Here is a 24,151-nt window from a genome sequence, read left to right as displayed (position 1 = left end):
GTGGCCGAAATCGTCAATCTCCGCCAGGCCCGCAAGCAAAAGGAGCGGGACGAAAAGCTGCGCGCCGCCGAACAGAACCGGGCACTGCACGGCCGCTCCAAGGCCGAAAAAGAACGCGACCGCATCGCCGCCGACAAGAGTGAAAAATTCGTTGCCGGGCATCGTCGTGAAAAGCCCGGCGACCCTGACCACCTATGAGCCCGGTCGAAAAGCGTTCGGTGACCATTCGCGGCCACCGCACCAGCTACTCGCTCGAAAAACCCTTCTATGACGACCTCGTCGCGATCGCGGCGACCAGAAAGCTGACGCTCGCCGCGCTTGTCGCCGAAGTCGACGAGACAAGGCCCCGCGACACCAACCTGTCCTCTGCGTTGAGGCTCCATGTCCTGGAGTGGGCGAAGCGCGGAACGGATTTCTAGAGGCCCTCGACCGCCGCTTCCTTCTTCCTGCGTCTGGTGCCGAAGCCAAGCAAGGTCGAACGTTCGCGCTCCTCGGCCTGTTTCCTGGACCGCACGCGCATCAAATCCTTCCAGCCGACATAGCCGACCAGCAAGGAGCCTTCGCGAGTGACGACGGGCAGATGAGAGATGTTGGCCGTCAGCAGCTTGTCGGAGAGGCCTTCGAGATATTCGTCCGGATAGGCCAGCGTCACCTTGCTGCCGGCCAGCAGTTCGCCAAGCGTGGTGGTGCGGTGCGTGCCGGCGCGTCTCCAGCGCAATATCGCCGGCGGATCGATGAGGCCCAGCACATGGCCGTGCTCATCGACCACCGGGAAACTCGGATGCCGTGTTTCCGGCGCTGTCAGGAAGGCTGCCGCGCCATGCAGCGTCATCGTCGCCGGCACGCTTTCGACCTTTGAGGTCATCACCTCACGCACCCTGGTCAGGGCGAAAGGGTCGACGCGGTATTCGCGAACCAGATGATGTCCCCTTCTGGCGATCTTTTCGGTCAGGATCGACCGCTTCATCAGAAGCACGGTGACGGCGTGCGCCGCGGCGCAGGCAGCAATCAGCGGCACCAGCATATGTGTGTTGCCGGTCAGTTCGACGGCGAAGAACGTGGCGGTCAGCGGCGCACGCATCGTGCCGCCCATCGTGGCGGCCATTGCCAGCAGCGCCCAGAAACCCGGATCCGCGGCAGGCAGAACGCCGGCGAGCACAGCGCCCATGGCCCCGCCCATGATCAACAGCGGCGCCAGCACACCTCCCGACGTTCCCGAGCCGAGCGCTACCGACCAGATGATCGCCTTGACCACCAGCAGCAGAAGGGCCGCGGTCGCGACGGTGCGGCCGTCCAGCATGTCAGTGATGTTGTCATAGCCGACACCGAGCGCGTGCGGCTCGATCAGCCCACCGATGCCGACCACCAGGCCGCCAAGCATCGGCCACCACATCCAGTGGATCGGCAGTTTCTGAAAACCGTCCTCGCAGGCATAGACCATCTGCGTCAGAAGCCCCGACAAAAGTCCTGCACAAACGCCGATCGCCACCCAGCCGGCAAGGCCGGCAAAGGACACCTCCATGCCGCCCTGAAACGGAAAGATCGGTCCAGGCAGATGCAGCATGGTGCGCTCGACCTCGGCGATAACAGCCGCGACCGCCACCGGGATGAAGCTGCGCGGGGTCCATTCGAAAAGCAGCAGTTCGACGGCCAGCATGATGGCGGCGATCGGGGTTCCGAACACGGTGGTCATGCCTGCTGCCGCACCAGCCACCAACAGCGTCTTGCGCTCGTTGTCGCTGACCGGCAGCATTTGCGCGATCAGCGAGCCGATCGCACCGCCTGTCATAATGATCGGCCCTTCGGCGCCGAACGGTCCGCCGGAGCCTATCGAGATCGCCGACGACAGCGGCTTCAGGATCGCCACCTTGGCGTCGAGTTTTGAGCGCCCGAGCAGGATCGCCTCGATGGCCTCGGGAATGCCATGGCCGCGGATCTTCTCGCTGCCGAAGCGCGCCATCAGGCCGATGATCAGCGCGCCGATCACCGGGACGATGACGGCGGCAAGCCCAAGCGGTGTGTCCTCAAGCTTCAGGTCGGCAAGCGAGAACTGGCCGAAATAGGCGATGTTGGTGGCCAGCCGGATCAGCTTCAAAAGCGCGATGCCGGCAACCAGTCCGGCTGTCGCCACCACCACGGCAATGGCCGCGACGAGCAGCACCCTGGCGTCCGTGGTGAAATCACGCAGATGCTCCGGGTTCGAGTGAGGGGTCTTCATGGCGGGCTTTGCTTCCTGGCGGCGGGCCGAATGTGGATATGCGGCACGGTCGAAGCGGCCAGCCGGGCTTGTCGGTGGATATGTATCGTAACACGATATAAATATTCAAGTCGGTTTCGCCCGAAATCCGTTTGAGCTTTCGCCGGAAAACGAACACATGTCTGATATGTCGCAGCCACAAAAACCACGCCCCGCCATCAGCCAGGCCGATTACCAGCGGCTGTCGGAGTTTCGCTATCTGATCCGCCGCTTCCTCGAATTCAGCCAGGTCCAGGCGGAAGACGCCGGCCTGACCCCGCGCCAGCATCAGGCGCTGCTGGCGATCAAGGGATTCCCCGGCGGCGGCCCGGTGACGGTTGGCGACCTCGCCGAGCGCCTGCGCATCCGCCACCACAGCGCCGTCGAACTGGTCAACCGCCTCGGCGAGGCGGGGCTGGTTACACGGGATCAGGACAAGGACGACCACCGCCGCGTGCTGCTGCAGCTGAACGAGCGCGCCGACGATTGCCTGGCCGAACTGTCGGCGGTGCATCTCGACGAACTGTCGCGTATCGAACCGATGCTGCGGCGTCTGCTCGATCGAGATGGAGGGTAGTCGTATCGCCCAAAAAGCTTCAGCCTACTGCAGCGACTTCAGCAGATTGTCGATCGTGAACGGATTGGACTTCGGCTTGGCCGGCGGCGGATTGTCATTGGCCTGCGGCAGTGGCGCACGCTCCACCTTCGGAGGCTGCTGCGCGGCCTTGCGTTCGGCCTCAAGCCTTGCCTTTTCCTGCGCCGCGATGCGCACCGCCTCTTCCGCCTTCTGCCGCTCCTGCTTGTCGACCTGCGCCTTGGCCGCCTCGTCGGCGGCTTGCTGTTCGGCAGCGGCCTTGGCGTCGGCGTCCGCCTTGGCTTTGGCATCGGCGTCCGCCTTTGCTTTCGCCTCCGCGTCGGCCTGAGCCTTGGCATCGGCATCGGCTTTCGCCTGGGCATCCGCTTCGGCCTTGGCCTTGGCGTCAGCCTCGGCTTTCAGCCGTGCTGCTTCCTCCTGCTTGCGCAATTCCTCGGCGGCCTTATCCCGTTCGGTCTTCAACGCCGCGTAGTAGCGCACCTCGCGCCGAAGCCGCTGCTTTTCCAGCAACGCGGCCTGCATCGCCTCGACGCGCTGCTGCTCTTTCTCCAGCGCGCGCTGGGTCAGGAACTGCGCCAGCGGCTCACTGTCGAATGCTCGTTTGACCGCGCCGAACGGCCCCTCGGCGGTGAAATTCACGACCGGCTCGGAGCCGACCAGTGCCTCGTCGCCAGGCCGATAGGTGATCGCACCCTTGGCCGACACCGTGGCCGCGTTGAGATCCGCCGTGACGTCGGCGGACAAGGTCGCCGCCGGATTTTCCAGGCTGACCGGTGGCGCCCGCAGCGTGCCGCCGGCAACCGTGAAGGCTATGTCGGCATCGCCAGCGGCAAAGCTGCCGTCAGCGGCGATGTCGGGCGCAAAGCCGGCGGTCTTGGCCGCGTCGATGTCGCGCCCGATCGCATCCGCCTTGGCGAGGAACGCACTGAACGCATCTGGATTGACACCAGCAACTTTCACGCCCTTCAACGCCGCCGTGCCGGAGCCCGACAAGGCGGCCACCATCCCTTCGACCGATTTGCCGCTGCTTGACAGTGCCGTCGAGAAATCGCCGATGCCGCTGATGCCGGCATCCGGCAGCACGGTCGCCAGATCGGCGCCCGCCAGTTTCATCTGGCCAGAGAACAGGCCGGTGCCGTCATTGTTCTTCAGTTCGAACAGGCCGGTGAGCGCCCCGCCCAGCAATTTCGCCTTCAAATCCGAAACGCGGATGCCTTCCTGGTCGAGCTTGAGCGAGAAAGCGGCATCATAGGCGGTGGCGAACCGACCGGCGGCGAGCGCTGCCGTCGTCAGGTCCAGGTCGGCGGTGAACGGCAGGTTGGATTTCTGGCTGAACGGTGTCGCCGGCCACACGCCACCCTTGTTGGTTTCTTCCTTGTCGGCAAGAAAGGCGGAATCGCCGAACAGCGCCACCGCCATCGGATCGAGGTCGAGTTCGTCGAGCATCAGCGCCCCGGCCAGATGCGGCACGCCGGCCTTGCCGTCGACCCCCTCCTTTACATCGATATTGACGTCGCCGGACACCGCCGCTTCGTTGATGGCGCCGTTGAGTTCGTCCAGCACCAGCAGGCCGTTGCCATAGTCGCCCTGTGCCGAAAACGACGTCGACATGCCCGCCCCCATGCCCGGCAGGCCGATACCTGTCGTCATCAGCCATGGCTCGATGTCGGCGGCATCGAGGCTGAGCTTGCCCTTGGCGGCGAAGCCTTGCGGCGTATCGGCGATCGTCCCCTCGAAACCCGCCTTGAAGTCGTTGCCGGCAAGGCTGAAATTCGTCGTCAGGCCGCCACCAAGCGTTCCCTTGGCCTGAATGTCGGTGCTTGCCTCGCCCAGCATGCCGAGCGGCAGTGCCGGCAGGCCGTAGAGGGCCAGCAGCGTGGTGGCATCAGGGTTTTTGGCATTGAAGGTAAGCGCCACCGGCGCTTCGAGAAGCTTGTCCACCGCCCCCTTTCCCGACAGCGATGCGGAAAAGGCCGAGCCGCCGGCCTTGCCTTGTCCGCTCACCGCCAGGCCCGTGGTGCCGTCGCCATTGTCGGCCGCACTCGCCACGAGGTCGACACGCGCATCCTGGAACAGCTCGGGATAGGCTGCGGCACGGCTCGCCAGTCCCTTGAGCACGGCGCTGTCGGGATAATGCCGGGCGGCGACGTCGATCAGCGGCTTCAGATCGACGGCAACCACCGATGCATCGAGCTTGCCGGTCGGGCTCGCCGGGAAATCCTTGATCCTGCCGGTGGCGCTGATCGAGGCGCCGGCCAGCCCGCCCACCGACAGCCGGTCGATTTCGAGCAGCCCGTCGCGCAGCCTGAGCGCCGTGTCGACGGTATCCGCGGTCAACCCGCCAGCGTTGACCGGCCCTGCCTTGATCTGGAAATCGAGGTCGCGGTCGGCAAAGCGATTGGCGCCCTTGTCGCTGACGAAGATCGAGGCGAAGGCCGCCAGCCCGTCGACATCGAGGTCGCCCCCTTCGAGACGCATCAGCACTGAGGGCTTGGCATCGTCGGGCTGGCTGGAATCGATGCGGCCGGAAAACTTCGCCTTGCCCAGGATCAATTCGAGATCGCTGAAGGCCTGGCGCTTCTGCGAGAGGTCGACCTTGGCCTTGAAGCCGGCGGCAGGGAGACGGCGGATCGCCTCGTCGACATCCTTCGACAGCCAGGCGGCAAAGCCGGAGGGTTGCGCCACGGCCAGCAGCAGCGAGCCGTTGAAGCCGAAATGACCCTCCAAATTGAGCACGAGCATGCCATCGGCTTCCAACGTGGTGCGGCCGGGCAAGGTCGCGGCAAGCGATTTCACCGACCAGCCGCCATCGACCGGCTCGGCGGAAAGATGCACGTCGCGCACCGTGGTGTCGCCGACCACCACCGCCGGCAGCTTGACCTCGACAGTGCCGGGAATGGTCGGCCTCGGCATGTCGAGCAGCGCCTGCTCAAACGCCGCGATGCGCTGATCCAGCGTCAGACCGGCGCCGGCTTCGGCGCCCACCGCCTCGTCGAACTGCACCTGCGCGCCATTGGCCTCGATGGCGAAACTCGGCTTCAGCCCGAGATCGACAGAAGCCTTGCCGTCGGCGGTGTAGGGGTTGTCGAGCGGCCCGGTCTCGAAGCGGAATTCGTCGACGCCGAGTTTCTGGTGGTCGAGCGAAAATTTGCCGTTCAGCCGAAAGCCCGGATCGGGCTTGCCGGCGGAAACCCTCACCGTCTCGCCATCGGTGCCGCGCAGCTCGGCGCTGTTCTTGTCGGCACCGGAGATCTTGAACTGGCCGGAATAGGCGGCAGCGCCATTGACGATGCCGGCATTGCCGTCGGTTTCGATGACCAGCGGATAGGCGTCCGGATCGGCCTTCAGCCGAAGCCGCATCTGCCCGTTGCCTTCGGCCTTGCCGGTGGAGGCAGTGACCGTGGTGCGAAGACCGTCGAGCCGCAGCGTGCCGTCCATGCGCCATGGCCCGGCCAGAGACTTGGCCGAGATGGTCGAATTGATCTCGGAAAACAGGTGGCTGCGCCCGCCGGCGGCATGGCGCAGTTCGATCTGCCCTTCCGTCACCGTCAGCTTCTCGATCGAGATCTGATTGAGGTCGAAGGGAGAGGACGGCCGCATCGCCCAGTCGACGGTGCCGTCATTGGCGATATCGATGGTCGCTTTCGGCCGCACCAGCCGCATGTCGAAGATCAGCACTTCGCCGCGCAGGAAGGGCGCCAGTTCCGCATCCATCGAAAACGTCTCGACGGTCATGGCCGGCTGGCCATTGGGGCCGCCGGCGACCGCGACGTTCGAGAAGGTCACCGAGGGAAACGGCAACAGCCTTGCCGTGGCGTCGCCCTGCACGGTCACCTTGCGGCCGAGGATGGCGCTGGCCTCGCGCTCGAATTGGGCGCGGTAGCCGGTCCAGTCGATAAAATACGGCACCACCAGCGCCGCACACAGCACCAGCACAAAAAGGCCACCGAAGATCACGAACAGGCGAGCGAGCATCAGCTCCGAATGGGTTGATTGAAATTCTGCCGCACTCTACCCGCATCCGCGTGTCGATAAAGAGGCAATTCATCCAGTGTTGCGCGATGTCTCATCCGCAGTTGCGTGATATCGGGCGATCTGAAACAAATCCCGGCGAAGCGGAGAATTCGGATGTCTGGAAAGAACTGGGATCGCGTGCCGATCGATGCGCAAAGTGTCGACGCCCCGCTGTCGCTTTCGGCGGTCTTTCTTGTCGTCACCGTCGCCAGCGGTCAGACCGCGCTCGCCAAGATAGCCTCCGTGCTCGGCGGCCTCGATGATCTCGTCAAAACCGTCGGGTTCCGCGATCTTTCCGGGCGGCTTTCGTGCATTGCCGGCATCGGCCGCGATCTCTGGGATCGTCTTTCCCCAGATCGGCGACCGCTGGAACTGAAACCGTTTGCGCCGATCAAGGGTGCCGTTCATTCGGCGCCTTCGACCGCCGGCGATCTTCTCTTCCACATCCGCTCCGAGCGGCCCGATATGTGCTTCGAGTTCGAGCGCATTCTGCTCGACAATCTCGGTGATGCCGTGAACGTCGTCGACGAGGTTTCCGGCTTTCGGTACTTCGATGCGCGTGACCTGCTCGGCTTCGTCGACGGCACGGCCAACCCGACCGGGCTGGACCTTCCGGCCTCGGCACTCGTCGGTGATGAGGACGCCGACTTCGCCGGCGGCAGCTATGTCGTCGTCCAGAAATACCTGCACGATCTCCAGGCCTGGGCGCGCATTCCGACGCCCGAGCAGGAAGCGATCATCGGCCGCACCAAGATCGACAACATCGAAATCGATGATGACGACGCACCGCGCAAATCGCACAAGTCGCTGGCCACCATCGAGGATGCCGATGGCAACGAGTACGACATTTTGCGCGACAACATGCCGTTCGGCAGGCCGGGGCAAAAGGAGTTCGGCACCTATTTTATCGGCTACAGCAGGTATCTCTGGGTGATCGAGAAGATGCTGCAGCGAATGTACATCGGTGAGCCGCCGGGCGCTTACGACCGGCTGCTCGATTTCTCGACGCCGCACACCGGCACGACGTTCTTCGCGCCAACCCGCCCCATGCTGCAAACCCTTGTTGAGGGCGCATAGAAGACGCCTGCGACCGCACGTCAGGCCGGCGTCCCAACGATTTCACCCGGCGATTGTCAGAACCCTCAGCGTGCGTCGCGCTTTGCTTGCGCCACTTTGGCCGCCTTGCGCTGCCGGCCAAGCTCCATCGGTCGGACGAGGTCTTGCGCCCTCTGGTTTGCCACCGACCGTATCCCCTTGCGCGCGGTGCGCGAATTGAAAGCAGGGCCTTCCGGCGTCGCCCCTTGCTTCATGACAAATACCTTGCGCGCGTTTTCGATCAGCGAAACGCTGGCCGCCAGCTGCCGGCGCCGCTCGGCCTCTCCATTCAGCCGCCGCATGGCCATGGCCAGCACCGCCAGCTTTGTCTGCGAACCGCCATCGGACTTTGAGGGTGCAGCGCCTTTCGGCGCGCCCTTGCCGCGTATTTCACGACGGCGGCGGTGTGCTTGGGTCTGCGCCTTGTCGCGCCGCTCCCGCAACAGCTTGACCAGACCGGCAAGATCGCCGTCGGAAAGCTCCTGCACCGCCGGATGGTGCGACTTCTCCACCAATTCCTGTTCGTCAGCGCTCAGCGCACGTGCCGCTTCCTTGCGTGAAATCGCCATGGCATTCCTCCTCCGCTGGCACGCCTGAACGTTCCAGGCTCGCTGCCGAAGCTTCGAACCAAATGGTGGTGCGATCAAGGCACGGGAAATCCCTGAATGATCAACGTCGCCAAAGCCTATCGAGAAAACGAACCGGTTTGACGTCGCGCACAAGCGCCCGGTGTCCGGCAGTCTCCATCAACACGGTTAAAACCGCCCCCTCATGGAGGCTGGCCGAGAAACTCTCGGCAATGAATTCCAGCGTCGAATCGTGGAACGTCAGGATGAAATGCCTATAGCCTGAAAACAGGTCCGGCGTGTGAGACGAATGAACCCGATTTGCTCGTTCCAGGGAAGCGGTCCACAACGAGTTGAGAACTTCGAATGAGGAATAGGGCTGTAAACCCAGTCCATATAGCCGATGCCCGCTGATGGCTTCGTCATTCGGTGGGCCGAATTGAAGTGCTAGATATGGGTCTACTGTCAGGATCGCGACTGACTGATTGCCCGTTGTAGGCGAAATCGAGCGCGGATTCGTGCCATCAAATGATGGATCCGGAGTGTTGACGATATAGGCAATAAGCAACTTGCCTCCATCCGCAAACACGTGCGGAAGTGGCGCGCCAGCGGACGACGGTGGCACCTCGATCGGCAGCAACCTCTCGTCAGTCGACATCTAATGGCCTTCGCCGGGCAATATCTTGCCCGGGTTCATGATATCGAGCGGATCGAGCGCCTGCTTGATGGTGCGCATGATGTCGACGCCGTGGCCGAGTTCGTGGCGCAGGAAGCCGATCTTGCCCTGGCCGATGCCGTGCTCGCCGGTGCAGGTGCCATCCATGGCGATCGCCCGCATGTTGAGCCGCGCGACGAACTTTTCCGACAGCGCGATCTCCTTGGGGTCATCGACGTCCATCAGCACCAGCACGTGGAAATTGCCGTCGCCGGCGTGGCCGACGATCGGCGCGATCAGACCCATCTCGGCGATATCGGCTTCGGTTTCCATGACGCATTCGGCAAAGCGCGAGATCGGCACGCAGACATCGGTCGACAGGCCCTTGGCGCCAGGCCGCAGCGTCAGCGACGACCAGTAGGCGTCATGCCTGGCCTTCCACAGTTTGGTGCGCTCCTCGGCGACGCTGGTCCACAGGAACGGCCCGCCGCCATTCTCCTCGGCGATCATGCCAAAAGTCTCGGCCTGTTCGGCAACCCCGGCATCGCTGCCGTGAAACTCGACGAACAGGCACGGGCTTTCGGGATAGTCGAGCTTCGAATAGTTCTTCATCGCCCGCATCTGCAGCGCGTTGACCAGTTCGATGCGCGCCACCGGGATGCCCATCTGGATCGTCGCGATGACCGCGTTGCAGGCGGCCTCGACGCTCGGAAACGGGCAGACGCCGCCGGAGATCGCCTGCGGGATGCCTTGCAGCTTCAAAGTCAGCGAGGTGATGATGCCGAGCGTGCCTTCCGAGCCGACCAGCAGCCGCGTCAGATCATAGCCGGCCGAGCTCTTTTTCGCCCGCTTGCCGGTCGTCACCGTCTCGCCGTCGGCCATGACGGCGGTCAGCGACAGTACGTTCTCACGCATCGTGCCGTAGCGCACCGCGTTGGTGCCGGAGGCCCGCGTCGCGGCCATGCCGCCCAGCGAGGCATTGGCGCCGGGGTCGATCGGAAAGAACAGTCCGGTGTCGCGCAGGTGCCGGTTCAAATCCTCGCGGGTGACACCGGGTTCCACCGTGCAGTCGAGATCTTGCGGATTGATCGCCAGGATACGATTCATGCGCGACGTGTCGACGGATATGCCGCCGCCCGGCGCGTTGGTGTGGCCCTCCAGCGAAGATCCGACGCCGAAGGCGATCACTGGCACGCGGTGCGCGGCGCAGGCCCGCACGATCTCCTGCACCTCGGCGGTCGTCTCCGGAAACGCGACGCCGTCAGGCGCCTGCGTCGGAATATAGGTGGTGGTGTGGGCATGCTGCGAGCGGATCGCCTGGCCGGTTTGGAATCGCTCGCCGAGCTGCTGCTTGAGGATGCCGAGCACCGCCGCGATGCCTTCCTCGTTGCGTTCGACCGGGTTGAGGTCGCTCAGAGCCATGAATTCCTCCGCGAATGGACCAGCGTCCACGCTTGTTATGCGTCTATGGATGCGTAGTCTTACCCGCCACGCTCTGTCCAGCGCCAGAACAAGGAAGTTTCGATGCCCATCCCCACTCCCTTCGTCTCGAAACCCATGGACATCGAGAAGGACTGGATCGATTACAACGGCCATCTCAACATGGCCTATTACAACGTGCTGTTCGACCGCTGCTCGGACGACGCTTTCGAGGCAATGGGCATGGGACCGAACTATGCCAGGGATCGCCGCCTCACCATCTACACGGCCGAAGTCCATGTCTGCTACGTGCAGGAACTGCATCTCGAGCACAAGGTCACGGTCTCCTTCCAGCTTATCGACCACGACGACAAGCGGCTGCGGGCCTATCAGGAAATCCGCCATGTCGACGGCTGGCTGGCCGCGACGTCCGAATCGCTGTCGCTGCATGTCGACATGTCCGGGCCGAAGGTGGCGCCCTTCCCCGCCGATGTGCTGGCCAGGGTCGAAGCCATGCGCGCCGCCCATTCGGCACTGCCGATGCCGGAACGGGCCGGCCGCTCGATCGGCATCAAACGCAAATAGGGCGAAGCCGATACTTCTCGTTTCCGGCTTCAAAGCCACACCGGCAATCTAAAATCGCAGAACCCTCCCATCGGCCGGCAGCAGTGCTTGAAGCGGCGCGGCGCCCTCGTTAACCTTACCAAGGTTTTAACGGGAACAAGCCATTTGAGCCGTTGCGCGACTCAGCGGGTCGGTCGAAAACGATCCGCATCGAGGTAGCGACACGGGCGGCGCGGCGCCGGTTCGAGGAAAGTGCATGAAAACCGACATCAAGGTCGAGGTGGACAGGCTGGCTGCCGATCCGCGCATCACCGACTACGATTTCTGGCGCTCGCTCAAGAACGTCAACAACGAGATCTTCCACATCGCCAACAACAACGAGCCGATCCCGTTCGACATGATCCGCTGGCGCGCCATCCTGAAGCAGGCGCGCATGAAGCGCGGCCACGCATAGCTCTTCGAACGGAACAATCCCCTAGATCAAGCTTGGCGCCTCAACGCCGACAGGGCCGAGCGCGCCACCACCGGCGACGACTGGATGATCGCCGTATTGGTCATCGCATAAGGAATGATGCGGTCGATCACCCGCTCGAGTTCGGCCACCGAGCCGACATGCGCCAGCGCGATGAAACAATCCTCTCCGGTCACCCGGTCGCATTGCACGATCTCCGGCAGTTCGCGGATGATCTCGGCCACCACAGTCAACCGCCCCGGCACCGGCCGGATGCGCAGCCATGCCGACAGCGGCAGGCCGAGTGCCGCCGGGTTGATCCTGACCGAATAGGCCTCGATGACGCCGCTTTCCTGCAGCCGCTTGATGCGCTCTGCCACGCTCGGCGCCGACAGGCCGACCGAGCGTGCCAGTTCCGCCGTGCTGGTGCGCGCGTCCTTTTCCAGCAGACGCAGGATCTTCACGTCAGCGGCATCGAGATCGGCTTTTTCAGTTCGAAGGCGTTTCATGAAAAATTCCTTGCTTCAGGGAGAAAGACCGCCGAAAAGCTGCTCATCATCCATATAAACAGATATATCCGCCTGCGATACTGATCCGAATGGATGATCAAACGCAAGCTCTCGCGGCGAGCCCTGCCCTCGGCAACTCCACCCTGGGCAGGCTGACGGAAAAAATGCCGCCGCATGTCTGGTTCGGCGTCAGCGCGGTCTTCCACTATCTCGGGCCGGCATTCGCCGTGCTGCTTTTCCCGCATGTCGGCGTGCTCGGCATGGCGTGGCTGCGCATCGCCACGGCAGCACTCATCTTCGCACCGCTGACCCGCCCATGGCGAAGCTTCGCCCGCGCCGATCGCTCGACGCGGCTGCTGTTGCTGGCCTTCGGCGCCTGCCTGGCGGTGATGAACTGTTCGTTCTACCTGGCACTCGACCGCCTGCCGATCTCACTGGTGGCGGCGATCGAATTCGTCGGCACCATCGGCGTCGCGGCGGTCGGCCTCAGGAGCCCGCGCAATCTTGCCGCCCTTGCCGTCGCCGTCGCCGGCACCTTGCTGCTCATCGACGTCAGATGGTCCGATGATCCCATCGGGCTGTTCTGGGCCTTCCTCAACGGCGCGCTGTTTGTCGGTTACATCGTGCTCGGCCACCGCGTCGCCGCGTCAGGCGCCGGCATCGCCGGCCTGGGTGCCGCCATGGCGATCGCTTTCGTGGTCGTGCTGCCGATCGGCTTCACCGATGCGCTGCCGGCCTTTTTCTCGCCGCCGCTGCTGTTCGCCGCCATCGGCGTCGGCATCTGCTCCTCTGTCATTCCTTACATCTGCGACCAGCTCGCCATGTCGCGGCTGCCGCGCGCCAGCTTCGCGCTGATGCTGTCGCTGCTGCCAGTCACCGCGACGCTGATCGGCGTGATCGTGCTGCGCCAGATTTTAAATTTTACCGATTGCCTCGGCATTGCGCTGGTGGTCGCCGGCGTCGCCTTCCACAAGCCTGCATCGGCCGGCTAGTTCCCGAGGCCTCGGTTCTCGGTTTCTGCGAACTGCGACAAGAAGGCTCAAGATTGAACCAAATCGGCGTCTGATCCGTTGTCACCCACGAAAATGGCTTGGAGTGACAGAATGGATTGGAAACGGACCAGGGAGCCTGCCGACGCATGGCACATGACGGACGATCTGCACGTCGAGCACGGCAAGGGCGATCCGTTCGCGGCGGCTATTCGCGCCACCCGCATGTCGATGATCATCACCGATCCCCGGCAACCGGATAACCCGGTCGTTTTCGCCAATGACGCTTTCCTGCGACTGACCGGATATGAACGTCATGAGGTTCTGGGCAAGAACTGCCGCTTCCTGCAGGGACCGAAGACCGACAAGGCCGCTGTTGAACAGATACGCGCAGCGATCGAGGAAGAAACCGACGTCAGCGTCGATATCCTGAACTACCGCAAGGACGGCTCGACCTTCTGGAACGCGCTCTACATCAGCCCCGTCTCGAACGACAAAGGCGATTTGCAGTTCTTTTTCGCATCGCAGCTCGACGTCTCGGATCGCAAACACTCGGAGAGTCGCATCAGCGCGGACAAGGACCGCTTCGAAAAGGCGGTGAAGGAACGCACCGCTGAACTGGAAGCCGCCCTCGAAGCGCAGACCACCTTGCTGCACGAGGTCGACCACCGGGTGAAAAACAACCTGCAGATGATCTCTTCCCTGATCATTATGCAGCGGCGGACCACACGGGACGAAGCAACCAGGCGTTCGTTGACCACCATGCTGGAGCGCATCGAAGCCCTGAGCACCGTGCATCGGCGGCTTTATCAGTCGAAGGACGTCAGCAAGTTCGATGTGGCGGATTTCGCCAAGGATTTGGTGACGGACCTGCTGACGGCGTCGGGGCGCGCTGAGATCAGTCCGGCTCTCGACCTGCAACCGATCGTCATTTCCGCGGAGAAGGCAACGCCCGTCGCTCTGATGGTCAACGAACTCGTCACCAATGCTCTCAAGCATGCCTTCAAGTCCAAGCCCGACGGAATGTCGGCCGGCCGCCTGGGCATCAAGATGAGCCAGCCCGACGGCCACTTGAATATCGAGGTGTCGGACGACGGCGTCGGCATGGCCGACGCCAACGGCGATGCCTCGTTCGGCATGCGGCTGATCAAGTCGCTCGCCCGCCAGTTGCGTGCCGAGATTGAATGGCGCGACACCGGCCCCGGCACGAAGGTCGTTATCTCGATCCCGAACGAACCCCAGGAAAAAGGGAATGTGTCATGATTGAGCCGCTCAAGGTCCTGATCATCGAGGATGAAGCGCTGCTGGCAATGGAGCTGGAGAGCCTTGTCGAGGATGCCGGCCACAGCGTCGTCGGCTGGGCGACCTCCTCGGCGGAAGCCATGGCCATGGCGGATGCGACCGAAGCCGACATCGCCTTCGTCGACATCCACCTGAGTGACGGGCCATCCGGCATCGACGTGGCCAAGTACATAGGCGAAAGGAAGAGTTCGACGGTGGTGTTCATGACCGCCAATCCGAAGCGCATCCCCGATCATTTCGCCGGCGCGATCGGCGTCATAGCCAAGCCCTACACGATGAACGGGCTGACGTCGGCGTTGCGGTACCTGCAGGAAGGCGTGCGCCGCCCGCCCCCCGTTTCGGCGCGGCCGGCCGGCTTCACCCTGTCGCCGGCCTTCGAGACCGCCTGGGCGCCGGCGGCATGACGGCTGAACTCATTTCAGTTCTTCCCGAAGGAAGGCGATCGTGCGTCCCCAGGCGAGGTCGGCCGCCTTCTTGTCGTAGCGCGCTGCCGAGGTGTCGTTGTTGAAGGCATGGTTGGCGCCTTCATAGACATAGACCGTGTATTCGACATGCGCCGCGTCCAGCTCCTTCTTGAAGGCGTCGATGCCGGCATTGATGCGCTCGTCCAGTCCGCCATAGTGCAGCAGCAAGGCCGCCTTGATCCTGGATACATCGGCGGCCTTCGGCTGCATGCCGTAATAGGCAACGCCGGCACTGAGATCGGGGGCGTTGACGGCCAGCATGTTGACCGTGCCGCCACCCCAGCAGAAGCCGATAGCGCCGACCTTGCCGTTGCCGTCCTTGTCGCTCTTGAGGAAAGCGACGGTCGCAACACCATCGGCGATGGTCTGCGCCGGATCGAGCTTGGCGAACATGTCGCGCGCCTTGTCTTCGTCGGTTGGCGTGCCGCCGAGCGGCGACAGGAAATCCGGCGCCAGCGCCACGAACCCCTCCAGCGCCACGCGCCGCGCCACGTCGCGGATATGCGGGTTGAGCCCTCTGTTCTCATGCACGACGATGACAGTACCGAGCTTGCCCGTCTTGTCCGCCGGCTTGACCAGATAGCCCTTCATCTCGCCGCTGCCGCCGGGATAGCTGATGTCCTCACCCTTCACCCGCGGATCGTTGTCGGCGACAACAGCCGCTTGCGCCGAATTCGCCGCCAGAAGCGGCGCGATCGCGGCCGCCGCCGCACCCGATCCGGCAAGCCGGGTCAACTGCTCCATGAACCGGCGGCGGTCGAGCGTCAGATGCGTATATTCGTCATAGGCGTCGATCATCGCCTGGGTGATGGCGGGCTTGGCGTCGGGTTTCGTCATGGATAGATCCTCTGCTTCGGGCTTTAATTCCCAGCTACATAGGGACCAAGCCGGCATGATCCAGTCGAGCACTCATCGCGGCCGCCGATTGCCTCAGGGCGTATGCCGCCGGCCGCGCCCGGGCAAGTAAAGCCGGCGCCATGCGCGGCCATGTCATCACTTTTTGGTCATTGGCGATAAATCCTGCTGGCGCTGCCACAATAGTGAGGGAAGGTGGCTATCGACGGTATCTTGACCGCGTGCCTAGACGTCAGACCCAGAAGGAAGCGATGACCATGACCATGCCTTCCCCGATCCTCGCCAGCGCGCTCGTCCTTGCGGCGGCCGCCGCTTTGGCCCTGCGCGCGATGGTTGCGAGTGCAGGCCGACGATCGTTGATCAGGGTCCGCACTGAGCGGAACCGCAACACGAAAACCCAAGGTTGAGGTGACGCCATGAACGTCCAGGACATCGTCAACACCGTTTCGCAGAAGGCGGGCCTCGACCAGGCGACGACGGAGAAAGTCGTCGGCACCATTTTCTCGGTGCTTGAACACGAGGCGGAAGGCACAAGCGCCTCGGCGTTCTTCGCAAAGATCCCCGGCGCCGACGACCTTGCCCATCAATATGACGTGATGGCCGCCGCTCCGGCCGGCGGCGGCGGTTTTCTGTCGTCGTTGCAGGGCGCGCTTGGCGGCGTTCTCGGCGAGAAGGCCGGCGCGCTGATCAACGGCATCGCCGCGCTCAAGGCATCCGGGCTCGACATGGCGCAGATCCAGAAGGCCGGCGCGACGCTGATCCAGCAGGCCGAAGCCGCCGCCGGCCCCGACCTGACCAACAAGGTGCTCGGCTCGGTGCCCAGCCTGAAGGGCCATCTAGGGATTGGCTGATCGACCACGGGTCGATCGGAAGATTTGCCGCCCCTGATCGACCAGCCGGGCACTTCTCCCCGTCAGTATCCGGGGAAAAGATACCGGCACAGATGAGGGGCGGCGCGACCTCTGAAAGATCGCGTTACCCTGTCGCCCCTACTTCGGCAGCGCGTAGGCCATCACATAGTCCCCAGGCTTGGTGCCGACCGAACCGTGGCCGCCGGCGACGATGACCACGAACTGGCGGCCGTCGGCCACCGTATAGGTCATCGGCGTCGATTGCCCGCCGGCCGGCAGCCGCGCCTGCCACAGCTGCTTGCCCGACGTCAGGTCGTAGGCGCGCAGATAATCGTCGACCGCGGCCCCCAGGAAGGCGACGCCACCGGCGGTGATCATCGGCCCGCCGATGCCGGGCACGCCGACCTTCAGTGGCAGCGGCAGTGGCGTCATATCGTAGACGGTGCCGTTGCGGTGCTTGTAGGCGATCTTGCCGGTCCTGAGATCGGCGCCGGCGACATAGCCCCAGGGCGGCGCCTGGCAAGGAATCCCAAGCGGCGACAGGAACGGCCCCATCACCACCGCATAGGGCGCGCCCTCGTTGCGGTTCAGCCCCTGCTCGCTGCCGCGCCCTTCGTCCGGCGGCGGCACCTGATCGCGCGGGATCAACTGCGATTTGAACGCCAGGTAGGTCGGCATGCCGAACAGCACCTGCCGGACCGGGTCGACTGCGACGCCACCCCAGTTGAAGGTGCCGAAATTGCCGGGGTAGATCAGCGAACCCTGGACGGAAGGCGGCGTATAGCGCCCCTCATAGCGCAGGCCCTGGAATTCGATCCGGCAGGCCAACTGGTCGAACATGGTTAGGCCCCACATGTCGGCGCCGGTCAGCGGCTTCGGCATGAAGGTGAGATCGGAGACCGGCTGCGTCGGCGCTGTGTGGTCGCCTTCGATCGCGCCGCCGGGCGCCGGCACTTCGTTGACCGCAATGACCGGCTCGCCGCTGCGGCGGTCGAGCACATAGAGATCGCCCTGCTTGGTCGGTCCGACCAGCGCCGGCACCACCGTGCCGTCGGGTTTGGTGATGTCGATCAGGCTCGGCTGCGCCGGTACGTCCATGTCCCAGAGATCGTGGTGCACGGTCTGCCGCACCCATCGCACCTGTCCGGTGTTGAGGTCGAGCGCGGTGATCGACGACGAGAACTTCTCGACATTGGCGCTGCGCCCGGCGCCGAGCTGGTCCGGCGTCTGGTTGCCGAGCGGCACGTAGAGCAGACCGAGCTTCTCGTCGGCGCTCGGCGTCGACCACATGTTGGGCGAGTTGGCGGTATAGGTCTGGCCGGCCGCCAGCGGCGTCGTCTGGTCCGGATTGCCGGAATCCCAGTTCCACACCAGCGCGCCGGTGGCAGCGTCATAGGCGCGGATGACGCCGGACGGCTCCTGCGTCGAATAATTGTCGTTGACCGCGCCACCGACGATGATCTTGCCGCCTGAGATCAGAGGGGCCGAGGTCGAGTAATAATAGCCCGACTTCGGATAGGGCATGTTGGTCAGAAGGTTCAGCGTGCCGCCCTCGGCGAAAGCCGGACAGATCTGCCCGTTGGCGGCGTCGAGCGCGATCAGCCGCGCGTCCGAGGTCGGCAGATAGACGCGGGTCGCACAGGGCTGCCCGGCGGCGCCGGCGGCATCGGCGTAATAGGCCACGCCGCGGCAGGTCTGGTGCTGGCGGTCCTTGTCGAGCTTGACCTTGGGATCGAAGCGCCATTTCTCCTTGCCGCTCGCGGCATCGATGGCAATGGCGAAATTGTGCGGCGTGCAAATGTAGAGCGTGTCGCCGATTTTAAGCGGCGTCACCTGGTAGGTGGTCTCGCCGACATCGTCGGGACCCTTCACATCGCCGGTCTGGTAGGTCCAGACGGGCTGCAGCTTGGCGACATTGTCCGGTGTGATCTGGTCGAGCGGCGAATAGCGCTGGCCGAACTGCGTGCGGCCGTAATAGTGCCATTCGCCGGCCGGCACATCATTGCCGAGATTGGCGTTGGCGACCACCTTGTCGGTGCCGAGTTCGCCGGCAATGTCCTTCGGATCCGAAGTCATCGAATAACCGGCGACGGCCAGTGATGCCAGCACGGCAAGGATCAGCGGCGCGCGTGCGTCAGGGCCGACAAGACCCCGCCTCGCCCACGGCGTCAGCAGCCACAAGGCGAGAAGCACGATGATGCCGCCGCGAGGCCCGAGTTCCCACCAGTCGAAGCCGGTTTCCCAGACCGCCCAGGCCAACGTGCCGAGCACGATCACCGCGTAGAGCCACAGTGCGGTGGACCGGCGCCGGTAGAGCAGCCAGGCGGCGATCAGGAAGGCAAGGCCGGCAACGACATAGTACCAGCTGCCGCCCAGCATCGCCAGGCGGATGCCGCCGCCGCCGAGTGCCAGGCCGATGAGGAAAAGAATGAGGGAAGTGATGGTGACAGCCAAGATGATACTCCTTCGACTGTTGCGCTTCGCGGCGCGGCCATGGCAACCCGGCATTGCGTCGCTGCCCGAAGCACAACTTTCTCCCGACGGTCCCGCCTGTCAAGCACGGGCCTCAAGCGCAGGTGGTAATGGTCCATCGCAATTGGGACAACATCACCGCGGTGAGAGCGCAGGGCAGCAATCGGGCACTTTAGCGGAACAAAACGTAGACAGTTCTGGTCTTTCCCCACCGAATCACTACATTCGGGGCAATGTCCGGCTTTTCCGAAGACATGCCCTTTTTCGACGAACCCAATGCGCGGCCCACGGCCCCGTCGGGCATCGCCGCGCGCGCCATGGCTGCCCGCAGCGGCCATAACGATGCGCGCGACTATCTCAAGGGGCTGAACCCCGAGCAGCGGCTGGCGGTGGAAACCACCGAAGGGCCGGTTCTGGTGCTGGCCGGAGCCGGCACCGGCAAGACCCGCGTGCTGACCACCCGCATCGCTCACATCCTTTCAACCCACAAAGCTAAGCCCTGGGAAATCCTCGCGGTGACCTTCACCAACAAAGCCGCGCGCGAGATGAAGATCCGCATTGGCGTGCTGATCGGCGAAGGCAATGTCGAGGGCATGCCATGGCTCGGCACCTTCCACTCGATTGGCGTGAAGCTGCTTCGCAGACATGCCGAACTCGCCGGTTTGCGCTCCGACTTCACCATCCTCGACACCGACGACGTCGTGCGGCTGATCAAGCAGCTGATCCAGGCCGAAGGTCTGGACGACAAGCGCTGGCCGGCCAAGCAGTTCGCCCAGATGATCGACGGCTGGAAGAACAAGGGGCAAGGCCCGGCCGACATCGCCGAGGGCGACGCCCGCGCCTTCGCCAACGGCAAGGGCCGCGAACTCTACAAGGCCTATCAGGAGCGGCTGAAGACGCTGAACGCCTGCGATTTCGGCGACCTGCTGTGCCACCCGATCCGCATTTTCCGCGCCAATCCGGATGTGCTGAAGGAATACCACAAGCGCTTCAAATACATCCTCGTCGACGAGTACCAGGACACCAACACCGCCCAGTATATGTGGCTGCGCCTCCTGGCGCAAAGGCCGCAAGGCAAGCCGATCTCCCCCCTTGAGGGGGAGATGTCCGGCAGGACAGAGGGGGGCGCCTCGCGCCGACAGGCTGGAGGGACAGCGCCCCCCTCTGTCGCCTCCGGCGACATCTCCCCCTCTAGGGGGGAGATCGGGCGCTCTTCGACTGACACCCGCGCCACCGTAAACATCTGCTGCGTCGGCGACGACGATCAGTCGATCTATGGCTGGCGCGGCGCCGAAATCGACAACATCCTGCGCTTCGACAAGGATTTTCCCGGCGCCACCATCATCCGGCTCGAGCGCAACTACCGCTCGACCGCGCACATCCTTGGCGCCGCCTCCCACCTCATCGCCCACAATGAGGGCCGCTTCGGCAAGACGCTGTTCACCGACCGCAACGATCCCGAGGACGGCAAGGTGCATGTCCATGCCGCCTGGGATTCCGAGGAGGAAGCCCGCGCCGTCGGCGAGACCATCGAGACCTACCAGCGGCAAAAGCACAATCTCAACGACATGGCGATCCTGGTCCGCGCCTCCTTCCAGATGCGGGAGTTCGAGGATCGCTTCGTCACGCTCGGCCTCAACTACCGCGTCATCGGCGGCCCGCGCTTCTACGAGCGCATGGAAATCCGCGATGCACTGGCCTTCTTCCGCGTCGTCGCCCAAGGGGCCGATGACCTCGCCTTCGAGCGCATCGTCAATGTGCCCAAGCGCGGCCTGGGCGAAGCCACCATCCGCCAGATCCACGACACGGCGCGTGCGCTGCGCATCCCGATGCTGGAGGCCGCCGCCAAGCTCGCCGAAAGCGACGAGCTGAAGCCGAAGCCGCGCGCCGCACTGCGCGAGGTCGCGGCCAATTTCGAGCGCTGGCAGAAGGCGCTGGAAACCACGCCGCACGCCGAACTCGCCGAGACCATTCTCGAAGAGAGCGGCTACACCGACATGTGGAAGAACGATCGTTCGGTCGAAGCGCCCGGCCGGCTGGAGAACCTGAAAGAACTGATCCGCTCGATGGAGGAGTATGAGTCGCTGCGCTCCTTCCTCGAACATGTCGCACTGGTCATGGATGCCGAGCAGAACGCCGGGCTCGACGCCGTCTCGATCATGACGCTGCATTCGGCCAAGGGCCTCGAATTCGAGACCGTCTTCCTGCCCGGCTGGGAGGAAGGCCTGTTCCCGCACCAGCGCGCGCTGGATGAAGGCGGCCGCTCCGGGCTGGAGGAAGAGCGCCGCCTCGCCTATGTCGGCCTGACCCGGGCCAAGAAGAACCTGCATCTGTGGTTCGTCTCCAACCGCCGCATCCACGGCCTGTGGCAGTCGACCATTCCGTCGCGCTTCCTCGACGAACTGCCGGAAGCCCATGTCGAAGTCGCCGAAAGCGGCAACAGCTACGGCGGTTATGGCAATTCCTACGGTGGCGGTTCTTTTGCTTCCGGCCGCGGTGGGCAGGGCGCGGGACGGCAAAACCCCTATGGCGCCTCGCGCTTCGACACTGTCGGCGCCGACAGCGAAAAATCCGGCGCCTTCTCCAACACCTATGCGACGCCGGGCTGGCAGCGCGCGCAGGCCAACCGCACCGAGGCGACCGACCGCAACTGGGGCTCGCGCTCCGGCCACCAGGTCGAGCGCATCGGCTATGGCGAGACGGACAGCGGCTACGGCGCCGGCCGCACCTCGGTCAAGGGCCGCACCATCGATGGCGAACTGGTCGCCAAATCCGTCGCCGACAAGCCATCGCCCTTCAACGTCGGCGACCGCGTCTTCCACCAGAAATTCGGCAACGGCAACATCTCGGCCATCGAAGGCAACAAGCTGACCATCGACTTCGACAAGGCCGGCCAGAAACGCGTTCTGGACGGGTTTGTCGCGGCGGTGTGAAGATGGCGTTTTCCCGCGGACAGCTCCCACCTTCGTCATCCACGGGCGGAGCAGGAGCGAAGCGACGTCGCGGAGACCCGAGGATCCATGCCGTGACCTTGGCCGTGGAGTGCAGCTGAGCAGAATTCTCCACCGTAGTGACGCGTTGAAGTCGCGGCATGGATCCTCGGGTCTGCGCTGCGTCGCTACGCTCCTTGCTTCGCCCGTCGATGACGAAAACGATGAGCGCCGGCGCCAATCGTCAAGGCATGCGGTCCGCCAACGAAACAGCCCTCACCTGTACCGCGCCTGGTTCCACTTATGCCCCAGCAGCGACAGGATGATGATCAGGCCGTTGAAGAACTGCACGTAGAAGCCGCTCAACCCCGCCGCGACGACGCCGGTCTGGATGAAGGACACGGTGACGGCGCCGATCGCTCCACCGACCACGGTGCCGATGCCGCCCCAGGTCGGCGTACCGCCGACGAATACCGAGGCCAACACCGGGAGGAGATAGCCGTCGCCGGCCGTCGGCCACCAGGTGAAGTTGATCATCACCGAGAAGGTGCCGGCGAGCGCCGCTCCGATGCCGACGAAGACGAACACTTTCACCCGCACGCGCTTGACGTCGATGCCCATCTGCTGGGCGCTGTCGGGATTGTCGCCGACCACCCTCACCTGCGCACCGAAGCGGTGGCGGTTGTAGAGCATCGCCGACAGCACGACGAAGCCGATGGCCCAGAAGATCTGCACCGGAATGCCCAGGAGCTGGCTTGAGAAGATCGTGTAGGCCCAGCTGTCGCTGAGGCTGGTCAGCGCCATCGACTTGCCTTCGTTGATGATCTGGATCAGGCCGCGCAGCAGGAAATTCATGCCGAGCGTGGCGATCAGCGACGACAGCCCGCCATAGACCACCAGCGACCCGACCAGGAAGCCGAGCAGCATGCCGGTGACGAGTGCGGCGGCGATGCCGAGGAACGGATCGTAGCCGGCCTGCACGACCAGCGCGAAAACCCATGAGGCAAAACCCATCGTCGCCGGAAACGACAGGTCGATCTCACCGCAGGTGACGACGAAGACCAGCGGCACCACCACGAACAGCGCAACGGGGAGCGTGGTCAGCACCGAGCGGTAGAGATACCAGGTGGTGAAGACGGTCGGGTTGGCGATCATGAACACCGTCATCATGACGATGAACACGGCGAGCGTGCCGAGCGCGGCACGGTTGTCGAGGATGAAGCCGCGCATCCAGTGATCGGAAGGGTGTTTCCACTCTTTCTGGGCACTGGGGCGGGCAATGCCGGCGGACGGCTCGTGCAGATCTGGCTCCATGGTCTTGCTCATCGTGCTCTCTGCTCCGCGTCGCCGGCATCGTGCAGTCCGGCCAATCCGCCGGGATGCGCGACCTCTTCCATGAAGTTGATGAGATCTTCGGCCGACTTGACCTCGCTGCGGTCGGTCGTCAGTGCGACCTTGCCGCGATCCAGCACGACGAAGCGATCGGCGATGTCGAAGACATGATGGATGTTGTGGCCGATGAACAGGATCGAGCGGCCGCTCGCCCGCACCTGGCGCACGAAATGGAACACCTTGGCGGTTTCGGTCAGCGACAGCGCCGTCGTCGGCTCGTCGAGGACGATCAGCTCGGCCTGCTTGTAGATGGCGCGGGCGATCGCCACGCCCTGGCGTTCGCCGCCCGAAAGCTGGCCGACGATCGACTGCGGCGTGAACACTTTCGAGGTGAAGCCGATCTCGCGCATCAGCCGGCTTGCCTCCTCGATCTCCTTGTTGACCCTGAGAAAGCCCAAGAAGCCGGTCAGCTCTCGGCCCATGAAGATGTTGCGGACGATGGTCTGCTGCACGGCCAGCGCCCGGTCCTGGAACACCGTCTCGATGCCGGCCTCGCGGGAACGCGCGGCGCTCCATCCGGTCACCGGCTTGCCGCGCACGAGGATTTCGCCGCTGGTCGGCTTGACCACGCCGGACAGGATCTTGATCAGCGTCGACTTGCCGGCGCCATTGTCGCCGAGCAGGCCAACGACCTCGCCGCGGTCGACGCTGAGATTGACCCCGCCCAGTGCATAGACCTGGCCATAGGATTTGCTGATGTCGCGCAGTTCGATGAGGCGTTCTGCCATCGGATCCTCGCTTTGATTGTCTCGTGCCGGCTGCGTCGCCAGCGGTCCCGCCGGCCGGGGCCTG

21 protein-coding genes are annotated in these 24,151 nt (G+C 64.1%); 11 read left to right on the top strand and 10 right to left on the bottom strand.

Features of this window, described 5'->3' with window-relative positions; genetic code table 11:
- Entirely contained in the window at positions 1–198 is a 198-nt protein-coding gene (locus NP945_RS17130; RefSeq protein WP_256747013.1) for a DUF4169 family protein, read from the top strand.
- Positions 195–419, top strand: coding sequence for a ribbon-helix-helix domain-containing protein (locus NP945_RS17125; RefSeq protein WP_127328907.1), 225 nt, complete (start codon positions 195–197; stop codon positions 417–419). Before NP945_RS17130 ends, NP945_RS17125 begins: the two co-directional genes overlap by 4 nt.
- Here the strand turns inward: NP945_RS17125 and NP945_RS17120 are convergent.
- On the bottom strand, positions 416–2,218 hold the full coding sequence (locus NP945_RS17120; protein ID WP_256747012.1) for a chloride channel protein: 1,803 nt from the start codon (positions 2,216–2,218) through the stop codon (positions 416–418). The genes NP945_RS17125 and NP945_RS17120 overlap by 4 nt on opposite strands.
- A gap of 157 nt (positions 2,219–2,375) precedes the next feature.
- On the opposite strand from NP945_RS17120, the gene NP945_RS17115 reads away from it, so the two are divergent.
- Entirely contained in the window at positions 2,376–2,813 is a 438-nt protein-coding gene (locus NP945_RS17115; protein WP_256747011.1) for a MarR family winged helix-turn-helix transcriptional regulator, read from the top strand.
- A gap of 24 nt (positions 2,814–2,837) precedes the next feature.
- On the opposite strand, the gene NP945_RS17110 is transcribed toward NP945_RS17115, so the two are convergent.
- Complete coding sequence (locus tag NP945_RS17110) at positions 2,838–6,806, bottom strand: AsmA family protein (RefSeq protein WP_256747010.1); 3,969 nt, start codon at positions 6,804–6,806, stop codon at positions 2,838–2,840.
- A 153-nt stretch (positions 6,807–6,959) separates the two neighbouring features.
- Here NP945_RS17110 and NP945_RS17105 point away from each other — a divergent pair, with 153 nt between their 5' ends.
- Positions 6,960–7,922 carry a Dyp-type peroxidase gene (locus tag NP945_RS17105; protein ID WP_127328903.1) on the top strand — a complete coding sequence of 321 codons (963 nt, stop codon included), beginning with the start codon at positions 6,960–6,962 and terminating at the stop codon, positions 7,920–7,922.
- Between the two features lie 65 nt (positions 7,923–7,987).
- Here the strand turns inward: NP945_RS17105 and NP945_RS17100 are convergent, their stop codons facing one another.
- The 3 genes from NP945_RS17100 to NP945_RS17090 form a co-directional block, all read right to left on the bottom strand.
- Positions 7,988–8,509 (bottom strand): hypothetical protein, encoded by a 522-nt coding sequence (locus NP945_RS17100; RefSeq protein ID WP_256747009.1) that lies wholly within the window; start codon positions 8,507–8,509, stop codon positions 7,988–7,990.
- 100 nt (positions 8,510–8,609) lie between these two features.
- The gene (locus NP945_RS17095) at positions 8,610–9,164 is read right to left on the bottom strand and encodes a hypothetical protein (protein WP_032900277.1); all 555 of its coding nucleotides are present in this window, start codon (positions 9,162–9,164) and stop codon (positions 8,610–8,612) included.
- Positions 9,165–10,583 carry an FAD-binding oxidoreductase gene (locus NP945_RS17090; protein ID WP_256747008.1) on the bottom strand — a complete coding sequence of 473 codons (1,419 nt, stop codon included), beginning with the start codon at positions 10,581–10,583 and terminating at the stop codon, positions 9,165–9,167.
- A 102-nt stretch (positions 10,584–10,685) separates the two neighbouring features.
- Here NP945_RS17090 and NP945_RS17085 point away from each other — a divergent pair, with 102 nt between their 5' ends.
- Both NP945_RS17085 and NP945_RS17080 read left to right on the top strand, forming a co-directional pair.
- A complete protein-coding gene (locus NP945_RS17085) occupies positions 10,686–11,165 on the top strand; it encodes a thioesterase family protein (protein ID WP_023813101.1) in 480 nt (159 codons plus the stop codon).
- Positions 11,166–11,400: 235 nt separating this feature from the next.
- The gene (locus NP945_RS17080; RefSeq protein ID WP_013531006.1) at positions 11,401–11,598 is read left to right on the top strand and encodes a hypothetical protein; all 198 of its coding nucleotides are present in this window, start codon (positions 11,401–11,403) and stop codon (positions 11,596–11,598) included.
- Between the two features lie 26 nt (positions 11,599–11,624).
- On the opposite strand, the gene NP945_RS17075 is transcribed toward NP945_RS17080, so the two are convergent.
- A complete protein-coding gene (locus tag NP945_RS17075; protein WP_256747007.1) occupies positions 11,625–12,104 on the bottom strand; it encodes an Lrp/AsnC family transcriptional regulator in 480 nt (159 codons plus the stop codon).
- 89 nt (positions 12,105–12,193) lie between these two features.
- Between NP945_RS17075 and NP945_RS17070 the strand changes: the two genes are divergently transcribed.
- The 3 genes from NP945_RS17070 to NP945_RS17060 all read left to right on the top strand — a co-directional run bounded on the left by NP945_RS17070 (position 12,194) and on the right by NP945_RS17060 (position 14,799).
- Complete coding sequence (locus tag NP945_RS17070) at positions 12,194–13,096, top strand: DMT family transporter (protein WP_256747006.1); 903 nt, start codon at positions 12,194–12,196, stop codon at positions 13,094–13,096.
- 111 nt (positions 13,097–13,207) lie between these two features.
- Positions 13,208–14,356: a histidine kinase dimerization/phosphoacceptor domain -containing protein gene (locus NP945_RS17065; RefSeq protein WP_372337974.1), complete on the top strand. Its 1,149-nt coding sequence runs from the start codon at positions 13,208–13,210 to the stop codon at positions 14,354–14,356.
- Entirely contained in the window at positions 14,353–14,799 is a 447-nt protein-coding gene (locus tag NP945_RS17060) for a response regulator (RefSeq protein ID WP_013531002.1), read from the top strand. Before NP945_RS17065 ends, NP945_RS17060 begins: the two co-directional genes overlap by 4 nt.
- 9 nt (positions 14,800–14,808) lie before the next feature.
- Here the strand turns inward: NP945_RS17060 and NP945_RS17055 are convergent, their stop codons facing one another.
- Entirely contained in the window at positions 14,809–15,696 is an 888-nt protein-coding gene (locus tag NP945_RS17055; protein WP_256747005.1) for a dienelactone hydrolase family protein, read from the bottom strand.
- A 434-nt stretch (positions 15,697–16,130) separates the two neighbouring features.
- Between NP945_RS17055 and NP945_RS17050 the strand changes: the two genes are divergently transcribed.
- Positions 16,131–16,565, top strand: coding sequence for a hypothetical protein (locus tag NP945_RS17050; RefSeq protein ID WP_013530999.1), 435 nt, complete (start codon positions 16,131–16,133; stop codon positions 16,563–16,565).
- Between the two features lie 138 nt (positions 16,566–16,703).
- Here NP945_RS17050 and NP945_RS17045 read toward each other — a convergent pair whose 3' ends face one another.
- Entirely contained in the window at positions 16,704–19,019 is a 2,316-nt protein-coding gene (locus NP945_RS17045) for a glucose/quinate/shikimate family membrane-bound PQQ-dependent dehydrogenase (RefSeq protein WP_256747004.1), read from the bottom strand.
- A gap of 251 nt (positions 19,020–19,270) precedes the next feature.
- Here NP945_RS17045 and NP945_RS17040 point away from each other — a divergent pair, with 251 nt between their 5' ends.
- Complete coding sequence (locus NP945_RS17040; protein ID WP_256747003.1) at positions 19,271–21,970, top strand: ATP-dependent helicase; 2,700 nt, start codon at positions 19,271–19,273, stop codon at positions 21,968–21,970.
- Positions 21,971–22,243: 273 nt separating this feature from the next.
- Here NP945_RS17040 and NP945_RS17035 read toward each other — a convergent pair whose 3' ends face one another.
- Together NP945_RS17035 and NP945_RS17030 are read right to left on the bottom strand one after the other, a co-directional pair.
- Positions 22,244–23,293 (bottom strand): ABC transporter permease, encoded by a 1,050-nt coding sequence (locus NP945_RS17035; RefSeq protein WP_256747002.1) that lies wholly within the window; start codon positions 23,291–23,293, stop codon positions 22,244–22,246.
- Entirely contained in the window at positions 23,290–24,087 is a 798-nt protein-coding gene (locus NP945_RS17030) for an ATP-binding cassette domain-containing protein (protein ID WP_023813110.1), read from the bottom strand. Before NP945_RS17030 ends, NP945_RS17035 begins: the two co-directional genes overlap by 4 nt.
- Positions 24,088–24,151: the final 64 nt, after the last annotated feature.

The organism is Mesorhizobium sp. LMG17149, assembly GCF_024518695.1.
Classification (GTDB): Bacteria; Pseudomonadota; Alphaproteobacteria; order Rhizobiales; family Rhizobiaceae; genus Mesorhizobium.
This window is presented reverse-complemented; position numbering and strand designations above follow the sequence as displayed.